This window comes from Gluconacetobacter entanii, assembly GCF_013155425.1.
In the GTDB taxonomy this organism is placed as follows: Bacteria; Pseudomonadota; Alphaproteobacteria; order Acetobacterales; family Acetobacteraceae; genus Novacetimonas; species Novacetimonas entanii.
Genome location: NZ_JABJWD010000052.1, coordinates 50,780 through 62,694 on the forward strand (window position 1 = coordinate 50,780; position 11,915 = coordinate 62,694).

10 protein-coding genes are annotated in these 11,915 nt (G+C 64.5%); 2 read left to right on the forward strand and 8 right to left on the reverse strand.

Annotated elements, in window-relative coordinates; genetic code table 11:
• Positions 1 to 21: 21 nt before the first annotated feature.
• Both HNH97_RS09520 and xseA read right to left on the reverse strand, forming a co-directional pair.
• Positions 22 to 369 (reverse strand): BA14K family protein, encoded by a 348-nt coding sequence (locus HNH97_RS09520; protein ID WP_244949385.1) that lies wholly within the window; start codon positions 367 to 369, stop codon positions 22 to 24.
• 38 nt (positions 370 to 407) lie between these two features.
• Positions 408 to 1,868, reverse strand: a complete 1,461-nt coding sequence (gene xseA / locus HNH97_RS09525; RefSeq protein ID WP_171790720.1) for an exodeoxyribonuclease VII large subunit — start codon at positions 1,866 to 1,868, stop codon at positions 408 to 410.
• 64 nt (positions 1,869 to 1,932) lie between these two features.
• Between xseA and purD the strand changes: the two genes are divergently transcribed.
• Together purD and HNH97_RS09535 are read left to right on the forward strand one after the other, a co-directional pair.
• Positions 1,933 to 3,219 carry a phosphoribosylamine--glycine ligase gene (gene purD / locus HNH97_RS09530; RefSeq protein WP_171790721.1) on the forward strand — a complete coding sequence of 429 codons (1,287 nt, stop codon included), beginning with the start codon at positions 1,933 to 1,935 and terminating at the stop codon, positions 3,217 to 3,219.
• A gap of 99 nt (positions 3,220 to 3,318) precedes the next feature.
• Positions 3,319 to 4,704, forward strand: a complete 1,386-nt coding sequence (locus HNH97_RS09535; RefSeq protein WP_171790722.1) for an MFS transporter — start codon at positions 3,319 to 3,321, stop codon at positions 4,702 to 4,704.
• A gap of 9 nt (positions 4,705 to 4,713) precedes the next feature.
• Here the strand turns inward: HNH97_RS09535 and HNH97_RS09540 are convergent, their stop codons facing one another.
• The 6 genes from HNH97_RS09540 to HNH97_RS09565 all read right to left on the reverse strand — a co-directional run.
• Positions 4,714 to 5,217, reverse strand: a complete 504-nt coding sequence (locus HNH97_RS09540) for a nucleoside deaminase (protein ID WP_171790723.1) — start codon at positions 5,215 to 5,217, stop codon at positions 4,714 to 4,716.
• Positions 5,214 to 6,557 (reverse strand): nucleobase:cation symporter-2 family protein, encoded by a 1,344-nt coding sequence (locus tag HNH97_RS09545; protein WP_171790730.1) that lies wholly within the window; start codon positions 6,555 to 6,557, stop codon positions 5,214 to 5,216. The genes HNH97_RS09540 and HNH97_RS09545 overlap by 4 nt, the downstream gene beginning before the upstream one ends.
• A 243-nt stretch (positions 6,558 to 6,800) precedes the next feature.
• Positions 6,801 to 9,230 carry a TonB-dependent receptor domain-containing protein gene (locus HNH97_RS09550; RefSeq protein ID WP_171790724.1) on the reverse strand — a complete coding sequence of 810 codons (2,430 nt, stop codon included), beginning with the start codon at positions 9,228 to 9,230 and terminating at the stop codon, positions 6,801 to 6,803.
• A gap of 984 nt (positions 9,231 to 10,214) precedes the next feature.
• Entirely contained in the window at positions 10,215 to 10,652 is a 438-nt protein-coding gene (locus HNH97_RS09555) for an ExbD/TolR family protein (protein ID WP_171790725.1), read from the reverse strand.
• Positions 10,653 to 10,712: 60 nt separating this feature from the next.
• Complete coding sequence (locus HNH97_RS09560) at positions 10,713 to 11,135, reverse strand: ExbD/TolR family protein (RefSeq protein ID WP_110914776.1); 423 nt, start codon at positions 11,133 to 11,135, stop codon at positions 10,713 to 10,715.
• Between the two features lie 2 nt (positions 11,136 to 11,137).
• On the reverse strand, positions 11,138 to 11,915 hold a 778-nt coding region (locus HNH97_RS09565), incomplete at its 5' end, for a MotA/TolQ/ExbB proton channel family protein (protein ID WP_171790726.1).

An 11,915-nucleotide genomic window follows, 5' to 3' on the forward strand; every position in this document is an offset into this window, starting at 1 on the left:
ATCGTGGACGGCAGGGCCTGCCTACCGGCAGACATGGCGGTTGCCATCGGCCCCGATATAGGTCCCCGTCTGCGGATCGAAACACGCATTGGCGGCGCAACTGCTGCGTTCGGGGGTGATGTCGGGATGGATCGTCGCCCCGATGGCGTTGGCCTCCCGCGCGGCATGGCCACAGAGCGGCGTATCCGCCGGGGCGGATGGGTCGTTCACCAGCACGGGCTCCGCCGTGCCCGTCGCCGCAGCGGTAGCGGGTGGCGGGGATGCGACGGGGGCCGCGCGGTGATGCGGCGCGCAGGCCGACAGGCCCGACGCCATTCCCCCCAGCACCGCCACCGTCAATGCCACACGCGACATCCCGCGCTGTTTCATGCTCACGCCCTGCCTTGCCACTGTTCTTTCCTTTGTCATCACAGGTCCAGCCGTCCCTGTCCGCTGCGGGGATCGCGTTCGGTCTGCGCTGCGACTTCCCCATCGGCAAAGGTCATGATGACCTGCGATCCGGCCTTCACCTCCGCCGCAAGCGTCAGCGGATGGCCCGCACGGTCGCGCACCAGCACATAGCCACGTTCCAGCACCGCGCGCGGCGACAGGGAGTCCAGACGTCCGCCCTCCCCCTGCACCCGCGCGCGCTGCTCGCGCAGCAGCGCCAGCAGGGCGGGCGCCGATGGACGCAGCGACGCCACCCGGTTGCGCCGGTCACGCAGGTAATGCGGCAGGCCACGCACCAGACCGGCCGAAGCCAGCGTCAGGCCGGAGCGTTTGAGCGCGATGACGGTGCCCGGCGTGGGCAGGCGGTCGCACGCCGCCTGCAGCCGCGCGCGCCGCCGTTCCAGCAGCGCGGGCAGCGCCATGTCGAGTCGATAGGACCGGTCATCGAGCCGTATGCGCGCCGTCTCCAGCAGGGAGGGCAGGTCCGGCAGCCCTGCGGACGCCCTCTCCAGCCGCGCACGCGCCAGTTGCAGCACACGCCCCAGCCCGTTCGACAGCCGCGCCATGCGGTGCGCAAGGTCGGCCTCCAGCTCCGCCCGGACAGGAACGGCCATTTCCGCCGCCGCCGTGGGGGTCGGTGCGCGCCGGTCGGACACGAAATCGATCAGGGTCGTATCCGTTTCATGCCCCACGGCGGAGATGACCGGAATCGTGCACGCCGCCACCGCGCGCAGCACGGTTTCGTCGTTGAAGGCCATCAGGTCCTCCAGCGAGCCACCACCACGCGCCACGATCAGCACATCGGGCCGCGCCACCCCCGAACGACCGTCGATGCGATCGAACCCGGCCACGGCCTCGGCAATGCGTTCGGCGGCCCCCTCCCCCTGCACCGGCACGGGCCAGACCAGCAGGTCGCGCGGGAAACGCCGGGCGATGGTGGTGCGGATGTCATGCAGGACCGCCCCCTGCGCCGAGGTCACGACGCCGATCACGCGCGGCAGGAACGGCAGCCGCCGCTTGCGCTGCGTATCGAACAGCCCCTCCTGCGCCAGGCGCTGGCGCAGCTTCTCGATCCGGGCCAGCAGCGCTCCCTCGCCCGCATATTCCATCCGGTCGATCATCATCTGGTAGGAAGAACGCTCGCCATAGGCGGAAATCTTGCCCGTGGCGATGACCTCCAGACCGTTTTCCGGCTTCAGCCCCAGGCGCGCGACGCTGCCGCGCCAGACGACCGAAGACAGCTTCCCCTTCTCGTCCTTGAGGGAAAAATACAGGTGGCCGGAGGAATATCGCTTGAATTCCGTAATTTCGCCGCGCACACGGATACGTCCAAACGTACCTTCAAGCGTGCTTTTGATCGCGCCCGAGATTTCGGAGACGGAATATTCCGCAATGTTGGTGGCGCCCTGCGCGCCAGAGGGATGGCTGGGTTCATGCATGACCCGAAGGTATGATAGAGACGCGCATCCCGAAAGGGCGGATTGCAAACAGGAGAATTGATTCATGCGGGTGCTGCTGGTCGGATCGGGGGGGCGTGAACATGCCATGGCGGCGGCGATCGCGCGTTCGCCCCTGCTGGAGGCGCTGTTCATCGCGCCGGGCAACCCCGGCACGGCCGCGCTGGGCACCAACTGCGCCGTGCGCGCCGATGACGTGGCGGGCCTGATCAAACTTGCGCGTGATGAGCGCATCGACCTTGTGGTGCCCGGACCGGAGGCCCCGCTGGTGGCGGGACTGGCCGATGCCTGTGCGCAGGCCGGGATCGCCTGCGCCGGGCCGTCGCGCGCGGCGGCGGAGCTTGAGGGCAGCAAGACCTTCACCAAGGAAGTCTGCGACGCGGCCGCCATTCCCACCGCGCGCTGGGCGCGTTTCGACAACGCCGCCGATGCGCTGGCATATGTGCGCACCACCGGCGCGCCGATCGTGGTCAAGGCCGACGGCCTTGCTGCGGGCAAGGGCGTGATCGTGGCCCAGAGCGTGGAAGAAGCCGAGACCGCCATCCGCGACCTGATGACCGACGCCACCATGGGCGACGCCGGGCGCACGGTGGTGATCGAGGAATGCCTTGTCGGTGACGAGGTCTCGCTCTTTGCCTTCTGCGCGGGGGAGGAAGCCGTGCTGATCGGCGCGGCGCAGGACCACAAGCGCATCGGCGATGGCGATACCGGCCCCAATACCGGCGGCATGGGCGCGGTCTCCCCCCCCGCCGGGTTCGATGCCGCGCGGCAGGAAGCCGCCCTCGATACGATGGTGCGCCCCATGCTGCGCGAGATGGCGCGCCGTGGCACGCCGTTCCACGGCATCATCTTCGCCGGCCTGATGCTGACGCCCGAGGGCGAGAAGCTGATTGAATACAATGTCCGCCTTGGCGACCCGGAGGCGCAGGCCCTGCTGATCCGGCTGCACAGCGACCTGCTTGCCGCCCTTGTCGCCGTGGCGAAGGGCGATCTGGCGGGCACGGACATCCGCTTTTCCAACCAGCCCTCCATCAGCGTGGTCATGGCCGCGCGCGGCTATCCCGGCAAACCGGTGACCGGCGGCGTGATCACGGGCATCGAGGACGCGGAAAAGCTGCCCGGCGTGCAGGTGTTCCAGGCGGGCACGAAGCTGGATGCGAAAGGGGAACTGGTCGCGGCGGGTGGCCGTGTGCTGGCGGTCTGCGCCACGGGTGATACGTTGGCGCAGGCGCGCGACCGGGCCTATGCCGGGGTGAGCGCGATCCGCTGGGATGACGCGATCTGGCGCCGTGACATCGGCGCGCGTGCGCTGGACCGCGCCGCCGACGCCTGACGGTCCCCGGCCGCCACGCGGCCCCGGAAACGGGGTTGCGTGCCCCATCCCCCGCGCACGTCCGCCCCTGCCGGATACCGCGCAAGACAGCGACATGCCATGCCACGCGATACCAGGATACTGACCGAAGGAGAGGGCCTGCACGGCGCGGCCCGGATACAGGCGATGTGCGCGGTCGCGCTGTCGGTGCTGCTGGCGCTGCTGGATTACGCCATCGCCAATGTGGCGCTGCCGACGATCGGGGCGGACCTGCACGTCTCTGCCGCGTCGGCGGTGTGGATCATCAATTCCTACCAGTTGGCCAGCGTCGTCGCCCTGCTGCCCTCGGCAGCACTGGGCGCGCGGATCGGTTTCGGGCGGCTGTGCCAGATCGGGCTGGTACTGTTCGTCGTCTCCTCCCTGTTCTGCGGGATCGCACATTCGCTGCTGGCGCTGTCGCTGGCGCGCGCGGTGCAGGGCCTTGGCGGGGCGTGCATCATGAGCGTCAGCATCGCGCTGATCCGCTTCATCTATCCCCATGCCATCATCGGGCGCGGCATCGCGCTCAATGGCGTGATGGTCGCCCTTGGCGTGGGGGCGGGGCCGACGGTGGCATCCATCATCCTGTCGGTCGCGACATGGCCGTGGCTGTTCTTCATCAACATCCCGCTCGGGCTGGCGGCACTGGTGCTGGCGCTGATGTCGCTGCCGCGCACGCCGCTGCAGCACGGGGCCTTTGACGGGCTGAGCGCGCTGCTCAACGCGCTGGCGTTCGGCGCGCTCATCATGGCGGGCGATTCCATCGCGCATCATGCCAGCGCCGTGCAGGTCTGCGCCTTCGCCATCACCGGCATCGTGGCGGGCTGGATGCTGGTGCAGCGGCAGAAGGGGCGCGCCCATCCCATGTTCCCGATCGACATGCTGCAGGTTCCGGCATTCCGCACCGGGGTCAGCATCGGGTTCCTGGCCTTCGTCTCCTCCAACCTGTTCATGGTCTCCTTTCCCTTTACGGTGCAGAACCTGTTCCATGCCTCGCCCTCGGTGGTGGGACTGATGATCACGCCGTGGCCGGTGGGGATCATGTTGGTCGCCCCGGTCATCAGCAGGCTGAGCGATCGGGTCCCGGCGACGATCCTGTCCTCCGTGGGGCTGTTCACCACGTCGATGGGCTTCCTCGCGCTTTACCTGCTGCCGGATGCGCCGCACTGGTATGACATCGTCTGGCGCGTCGGGCTGGCGGGGATGGGGTTTGGCATCTTCCAGCCCCCCAACAACCGCATTATGATGGTCACCGCCCCCGCCGGACGTTCCGGCAGCGCCAGCGGCATGGTCCAGGTCTCGCGCCAGTGCGGGCAGGCGACGGGGGCGATGCTCGTGGCGATGACGTTCGGGCTGATCGCGATACGACCGTCGATGCGCTGCCTTGAATTCGCGTCCATCATCGCCTTCCTCGGCATGATGCTCAGCGCATCGCGGCTGTTTTCGGACAGGCGCGGACAGGCCTGATCTTCGCCCTCAGGGGGCATCGCGGGTCCAGAACCCGTCATGCGCAAGGGCGGCCTCGTCCTCCAGCGCGGGGCCGATGACCGCGACCTCGCGCTGCCCATGGGCAAAAACCGTGCGGCATGGCAGGGAAAAGGTCGGGTTTTCCGGGTGGTCCCCCGTCAGCGCCAGCAGGCGCCGTTCCGACAGGGCATAGACCACGCGCCCGATCCCGCCCCAGTACACGGCACCCGCGCACATGCAGCATGGCTCCGCACTGCTGTAGAGCGTGCAGGCCGCCAGCGCGTCGGGGGCAAGCAGGCGCGCAGCCTGCGCCACGGCGACCAGTTCGGCATGGCGGGTGGGATCACCATGCGGCGGCAGCGAATCATTGATGGCGCGCGCAACGACATGGCCCGCGGCATCGGCCACAAGCGCACCGAACGGGTGGCGTCCCTGCGCACGCGACCGGGCGGAAAGCGCGATCGCTTCGCGCAGCAGCGCGAGGTCGCGGGCGGACAGCGATGGTGCGGTCATGAGGTCTGCCGCGCGCTGTCGGGGTCGAGTTCTTCTTCAAGCGTGGGGATCTTCTCACCGATCAGCAGGTTGAGCACCACCGCCGAACACACGCACAGGAACACTCCGTTGCCAAGGAACAGCCGCGCCATCCCGCTGGTATGGGCAAACAGGGTGGGACACGCCATCGGCAGCATGCCCAGCCCCATGGACACCGCCGCGATCATGCCATTGCGCGTGCCATCAAAACGCACATGCGACAGTTCACGGATCCCCCCCATTGCCGTCATGCCGAACATCACCAGCGCGCATCCGCCCAGCACCGGCGCGGGCATGGCCGCGATCACCGCGCCAAGCTTCGGAAACAGGCCCAGCACGATCAGCACCACCCCCGCCGCCGCAACGACAAAACGGCTGCGGATGTCGGTCATCGCGATCAGGCCGGTATTCTGCGTAAAGGCATTGAAGGGGAAGCTGTTGAACACACCGCCCAGCATGGTGGACAGGCCATCGGCGCGGAATGCCGCGATCAGCGTTTCCTCATTCGTGGGGCGTTCGACAAGGCGCCCGACCGCGATGCAGTTGCCCGTCGTTTCCGCCAGGATCACCAGCATCGTCAGCGTCATGATCACCACCGGCATGAGGTGGAAGGTCGGCACGCCAAAGGCCATGGGCATGCTGAGCGCGAACCACGGCGCATCATGCACCGCCTGGAAATGTCCCATGCCACAGGCCAGCGCGACAAGGCTGCCGACAATCAGGCCCAGCAGCACGCTGATGTTGGAGACAAAGCCCGACCCCAGCGCATAGACCGCAAGCGTGACCGCCATCGTCACCCCGCCCAGCAGCAGGTTCGGGGCCGACCCGAACGCCGCGTCCGACGGCGTCCCGCCGCCAAGCCACATGCCCGCCACCGGGATCAGCGTCAGGCCGATGACCGTCAGCAGGCAGCCGATCGCCACCGGCGGGAAAAACCGCATCAGCCGTCCAAGTGCCGGGGCCAGCACCAGCGTGCATCCCCCCGCCCCGATGATCGCGCCGAAGATGGCGCTGGTCCCGTACGCCTGCCCGATCATGAGCATGGAGGCCAGCGTCACGAAGGACGATCCCTGCACGATCGGCAAGCGGGAGCCGATCTTCCCGATCCCCACCGTCTGGATGATCGTGGCGATTCCCGATGTCATCAGGCCGGAATTGATCAGGGTGATCGTCTGGCCCATGTCCATGCCCAGCGTCGCGGCAAAGATGAGGGGGACGGCCACGGTGCCCGAATACATCACCAGCGCATGCTGGAGCCCGAACGTGAACAGCATGCCAAGCGGGAGGACTTCATCAACCGGATCGGGTCTGCTGTGCTGCATGGTGGTCGTTGCCTTCGGCGTCACGATAAAAGGCCGTTGCGGGACAGCCTGCTGATAAAAACAAAAGTTTTTGGTGAAGCTTTTTTCAAAAAGCTTCGAAAGACACTGCCTTTTTCAATCAAAGGGCAGCACCCGAAAACTTTTCATGATTCACGGCATGTCTCATCTGGCATGGCCATGCGCACCCGACATCCGGGCCGGGACACACGAAAGGCCCGCCGGAAGACCGGCGGGCCACCACCATCAGAACGAGGTGGAAATCGTGCCCGTCATGGTAAAGCGCGGTTCCACCATGAAGGAGTTGCCGTTCGCGCTGCGGCCGCCAGCAGCGCCGTAATAGACGTTGTAGCCCCCCTGGTTGCCCGCGGTGTAGATCGCCCCCATCGCACCGGTGCGCACGACCGATCCCGTCAGGTTGGTGAAGTTCAGGCGGAAGGTGGGTGACTTGGCATACATGAACGGCTTGAAGCGATAGCCAAGCGACAGCGTATCGGTGACATAGCCGGGGATGCGTTCGCTGTTGTCGAGCGCCACCGACTGCGGGCCGGTGTAATGGACGCTCGCATTGGCGAAGAAGCCCTTGTATTTATAGGTCAGGCCGAAATTGGCCATGACATGCGGCGCCATGATCGCCTGCTGGCCCTTGGCGCGGATCAGGTTCCCGTTGCCATCCGTCACGTTGGAATCCTGCGTCGCATGCAGGTACTCGAACGAGGCATAGGGGCTGAACCCGTAATACGAACGCCCCGCCACCATGACGTCAAAGCCACGCATGGTCTGGTTCCCGCCCTCGATCGGGGCATACTGGTTCGCGCCGATATAGGTGTCGAGGATGCGGTTCGTCACGTTGTAGTTGAACAGCGCAAGGTCAACCATCACGTATTTGTCGTGATAGCGGTAGCCCAGTTCTTCCTTGATGGAATACTGGTTCTTGAGCATCTTGTTGCCCGGCGTGGTCCAGCCAAGGTCCACGGCGCTGGGTTCGCGGTAATCGCCCTCGGCGTTTACATAGACCTGGTGGTGGTCATTGAACTGGTAGCCGATCGAAAGCTGCGGCAGCGGTTCGGTCGTATTCGCCTCGCTGCGTGCGCCGGTATAGTTGGAACTGTGGTTCATCCACTGCTTGTTCCACGCATTGGACATCACGAACTTGAAGCCCGCATGGATCGTCAGGCGGTCGTTGAAATACTTTGCCGTGTCCTGCACGAACAGCGAATGCAGTTCATACCCCGCCGTCTGCCCGAACACGGCGTTGCCGTTGATCTGGTACTGCGCCCAGTTGGGGCTGGGATCCGCGCCATTGGCCATCGTGGCGCTGAGCGGATAGGACTGGATGGTCTGGGCATTTTCATACCAGTACCCGACCGAGAAATGGTTGTGCGCGTCGATCTGGTAATTCAGCTTGGCCACCGCACCGACCTGCCGCACCTCGTTCTGGAGGAAGTAGTTGGTCAGGTTCTGGTTGGTCGCAAGCTGCCCGTTGTTGTAATAGGCCACCGAAGGGCCAAAGAGCGTGCTGTACGACCCATCCGATGCCGTCGTCCCGCCGGGGGAGCCATCCCATCCCTGCCCGAAGCTGAAATAGGGCTGCAGGTCGAGGGAGAAGCGCGACGGCAGCACCACATGAACCGGCGCGGTCAGGAAGATCTGGTTCCAGTGATCGTTGTTGTTCTTCCAGTAATTGTCGCTGGAAGGGTCGGAATTGCGGCCATAGCCGACGCCGGTATGCTTGTAATTGTAGAACGCCGCGGCGTCGGGATAGGAATCGATCGTGAAATCCTCGGAATTCCACGACAGGAACAGCCGCGCCGTCGATCCGTTCTGCCAGTCCTTCTGCAACCCGAAATCAATATGCTTGCGCTGGTTGATGCCCGACCCCATCCATGACCGCGCGTGCGAGTTGGAGAAGGAGAAGAAACTGCGCACGCCGGTATTGCCGATGTCACCCGATTCAAGGCGGATGAATTCGCGCGACAGGTTGTTCGTGCCATACGAAAAATCCGTCATGCCGCCGAACTTGTGCGACGCGGTGTGCGAACGTTCATTCATCACGCCGCCCGCCGCCGACATCACCGGCAGGTCCGTGCCCGCGCTGCCCGGCGTGACCTCGACACTTTCGAGGTTTTCGGAATCGATGTTCTCCGCCAGGTATTTCGCCGCCGCCGCCGGCGCGCCATCAAGCATCAGCCCCATGTCGAGGTCGGTCAGGCCGCGCACCTGAATCTGCCCGCCCTCCATACCGGAGGAATCCGGGGTCGTGACGTTCAGGCTGGGCAGGTTCTTGACAAGGTCCAGCCCCGTGCTGGTGGGGCTGCGCATCTCGATATACTGCTTGCCCACGGTCTGGACCGCATGCGGCGCGGTTTCCAGGCGCATCATGCCGCCCCCACCATCGCGGGCGTCACGGGCACGCGAAACATGGATGACCTCTGGCGTGTCAGGCACGCTCGCGGGATGCGCGGCCGCCTGTGGCGCGGTGGACGTCCCGGCGGCACGATGCACCTGTGCCGCAGTGTGCGTGGTGGTGCCCCGCGGCGTGGTGCGGTGCGCGGCAGTCTGCGTGGATGTCGCCGCATGTGCCCGGCCCGTGTTCCCCGCGAGCACCAGCCCCGCACCGACAAGGCATGACACCGCACACAGCCGCGCGCGCAGACCCGTTGCATTCTTTCCCATGATACCTCTGCCCCCTGTCGTGCGCATACGTAATGATCCGTCACGCATCACGATGCTTCCCCTTGCCGGGACACATGTCCCACATTGCATGGCACGCTCAGGTCAACGGCTGACAGCATGGTCGCAGGTGGCAGGGCAGTGCATTTCAGCGTGATGTTCATCAGTCCCCCCAAACACTGTTACTTTCCCGATCCGGTTACAGGCAGGACGACACCTCCCCCGAGGGCGTCCATCCGGACATCCGTTCAGCAGATCGCCCCCCATGCCGCCCGCACCGCACGGCCACTACGCCATGCACGGACACATGAAGGGATCGCATACCCGAGAACCTTCTGTTGACCTAAAGGAAATAAGATGACGGGGGAAAGGGTAAAAAAGGCAACAGGCTGTTTATGTACCTGCATGCGCGCCGCATCGCTTCCGTCCCGATCCGCAGGTGTGGCACGGCAGATCGGCACCGGAACGAACCGACCGGAAACCGACAATTTTACGGGACTGTTTTTGCTGTATTTGTACAGTTTGCAATCGCGGCCACAACCGGACGGCACTTCGTGACCCACCCGGATCCAAAAGCCCGCCAAAACCGGATGCAAAATCAGCAACAGGGCGTTTCTTTTTCCCTGACACCCCGATCCGGTGCACAAACCCGGTTTCTGTCCCCTGAGTCGCAGGAAACAGGAAGATCGTTTCGCAAAGGGCATGGGACAGGAAACCCGTTTCCACCGTCCCACGAAGCATCATGCACATCATCCGGACGTTTGTGGTGCAGCCCCTTTTCCCAAAAATTTCAGGAACTGCCGCCCTTTTCAACGCCGCCACCTGCGGCCGCTGATTTTCCCTCAACCGGGCACCATGAAACCGCCGGATGAGATGCAGACACGCTCCCCGCAACAGATACGAAAAAACGGCCTTCCGCGATGTCAGGGACACGCGAAAGGCCGTTTTTCAAAACCCGGCAGTTACAACACAAAAAGGCAGCGCGCCTTACTGTGCGTCCATGAACTGGTCGTTGCCGATGATACCCAGCTTGGTGATGCCCAGACGCTGCGCATCGGCAAGGACATGGGCCACGGTCTTGTAGCTGGCCAGGCGATCCGGATGGATGTGCATTTCCGGCTGCACCGGCATGGACGCGGCTTCGGTAAAGTGCGCCTGCAGGGCGGCTTCATCAGGCACCGGGTCGCCGTTCCAGGTGATCGTGTTGTCAAAATCGATCGACACCGTATCAATCTGCGGGTCAGGCTCGGTCGAGGGAGGCGGATTCCCCTGCGGCAGATCCAGTGAAACCGAATGCGTCTGCATCGGGATGGTAATGATCAGCATGATCAGCAGCACAAGCATGACGTCAATCAGGGGCGTGGTATTGATATCTACAATACCTTCGTCCTCTGTCGTGCTGCTGGACCCGACATTCATGCCCATGGCGCGTATTCTCCCAGAAGTGGCCGGGAAAACCTCCCGGCCGGGAATGGATACCGAGGATCAGCCGTGGGGCTGTTCGGTAATGAAGTCAATATGAATGATCCCCGCCTGCTGACAGGCTGCGATCACCTTGCCGACTGCCTCATACTTGGCCGCCATGTCGCCGCGGATCTGGATCTGCGGCTGCGGCTTCTGTGCTGCGGCATGTTCCAGATGCGCCTCCAGGTCGGCATAGCCATTCAGCGGGGTTTCCCCCCAGTAGGCCTGCCCCTTCGACGTCACCGCGATCACGACGTTATCGATCGCGGTGCGGGTCGGCTGGTTTGCATCCATCGGCAGCTTTACCGTGATGGTGTGCGTCGCAACTGGAATGGTGATCAGAAAGATGATCAGCAGCACCAGCATGACGTCGACAAGCGGTGTGGTGTTGATGGCCGACACCACCTCGTCTTCATCGCCGCCACCTCCAACTTGCATTCCCATGATCAGGCCACCCGATTGTCAATAGTCGTGGTTGTAGGAGAGTTGTCCGGACGAACCGCAATCGTGTCCTGCGGATCGGTGCCATGACGATAGCCGCCCATCAGGATGGACTGCAAGTCGGCAGCGAAGTTGCGCACCAGATCCATCGCACCCTTGTTGCGGCGGACAAGCAGGTTGTAGCCCAGAACCGCCGGCACCGCGGTGCCGAGGCCGATGGCCGTCATGATCAGCGATTCACCGACCGGGCCCGCGACCTTGTCGATCGAGGCGTTACCGGCAATGCCGATGGCCGTCAGCGCGTGATAGATGCCCCAGACCGTGCCGAACAGGCCGACGAACGGGGAGGTCGAACCCACGGTCCCAAGGAACGCAAGCCCACCCTGCAGGCGCGTCTGGATCAGGTCAACCGAACGCTGGATCGACATCGTCGTCCACGAATGCAGGTCGATGGATTCCTGCATGGTGCCTTCATGATGTTCCGCCGCCTTCACGCCGGTTTCCGCGATGTAGCGGAAGGGCGAGTTCTGGGGCAGCGCTTCCGCACCCTGCTTGATCGTCGGCTTGGTCCAGAACTTGGCCGTCACGTCCTTTGCCGCACTGAACAGGCTGGCCTGCTCGAAGAACTTCTTGATCATGATGACCCAGGTGCCGACCGACATGAACACCATGATCAGCAGGACGCCACGGGCGATGAAGTCACCATTGGCCCACAGGGCGCCAAGGCCGTACGGGTTACCTTCGGGCGCGGGCGGCGGCGGGGGCGCATCCGGGGCCGGGGCG